Source organism: Endozoicomonas sp. SESOKO2 (assembly GCF_024606245.1).
In the GTDB taxonomy this organism is placed as follows: Bacteria; Pseudomonadota; Gammaproteobacteria; order Pseudomonadales; family Endozoicomonadaceae; genus Endozoicomonas_A.
The window spans coordinates 1-1,409 of record NZ_JAHHPQ010000534.1 but is presented as its reverse complement, the minus strand read 5'-3'; the positions used below and the strand labels follow the sequence as shown (position 1 = coordinate 1,409).

The following is a 1,409-nucleotide window of genomic DNA, read 5'->3' as shown; positions in this document are numbered from 1 at the left end:
CGCCATCGGTCTGGCAGGATTGGCAGCAGAAAGCGGTAATGCAATACCAACCCTTACGACTTTTGATTTTAACGATGAATTTGCACCGATTCGTTTGCAGGCAATGGTTGGAGAGCATCTGACGTTTGATCAGGCCAGTCGGATTGTGACAGTCTTCAAAAATCTGAAGACGCACTACCAGGGCTTTCGGATTGTGACAATCTCCGAGAGACTGAAGACGCACTACCCGCCCCACTACAATGTCGAACTTGAAGGAGATCTGTCTCTGAATATCCTGGAAAAAGTCCAGGAGCTGGTTTACTGGGCCAGGAATGAGATGAAAACCGGGGCTCAACAATACGACAACGAAATTAATGGCATAGCCAAAAGGGCTATTCAGTTCGTCGAGCATGAACCGGGAGACCTGAAAAGCTTCTCGGAATACTTCGCGACTCGTTCTGCCAGTGGTAAAAAGATTATTGATCTGCTGCGTGAAGGTCTGATCTGCAAGGTTGAACTTGAGAACTACGTGAAAGCGGTCAGAGGTGTCGATGGTTATCAGACAGTGGATGAATTTGAGCACTTCCTTGGCTACCGCCACGGGGTCAATGTGCGTCACTTCAAAAAGGTTGTTCAAATGCTGTCTGACGAGGGTGCAGAGGAATTCATGCACAGTGCCTTCACTCCTGTCATCGTAACCGCCACTGGCCCGGCAGGTATGAAAGAGTCTGTTGCTGGCATGAAAGAATACGCAGCTGCAGTCATCGCCAACTATGTTCTTGACGATATTGCCTTTGATAACGGCCGCAGGACGGTGGCCTTCCTGGCCAATGTTCAGGATACTCTGGCACCTTATGCTAATGCCGTTGGCGTGTCTGAATCAGAGCTGATCAGGGCTATCCATAACACCTTGATGCAGGCTCATGCCGCAGCGGTTGAGCATCAGCTCAATGATTATTGGGTCAAACCTTCAGCCTCTCTGATACGGCACGTCATCTGGTTCCTCTCCAACTACAAACCTCTGCTGGCCACCCATACCGTCGAGGAGGCCATCAGGCTGTCTGACTCAAACGTGGCGTTCCTTCTTCTACTGGATCTGACCAACCGGGGTGATTACGCGCACAGAGCGTTCATACCTTTCCAGCACTGGTTGGAACGCTATGGTGTTGATCTTGACCGCACCGGCCAATATGCCTACCACACCAACATTGAAAAAATCTCTGAATTGGGCGGGCTGGCCATGCCATTGGGCAGGGCCGCATCTTCGGTCATTCTTCTGAGAACCGGCTCTCTGCTGTTTGCCAGGCAGTACAACGCCAACCCCCGGATGTATCGCAGCATTTCCCGTCTGGTGCCTGAAATGGTGAAATCCATGGCTTCCGGACAAGGGGTTCAGGTACCGCTGCTGCACAGGATCACACCAGAAAAAG

Annotated in this window: 1 protein-coding gene; it reads left to right on the top strand. The window is 51.1% G+C overall.

Features of this window, described 5'->3' with window-relative positions; all coding sequences use genetic code 11:
• Nucleotides 1–19: 19 nt before the first annotated feature.
• Nucleotides 20–1,409: hypothetical protein (locus KDK17_RS13065; RefSeq protein ID WP_257288234.1), on the top strand; the 1,390-nt coding region annotated here is incomplete at its 3' end.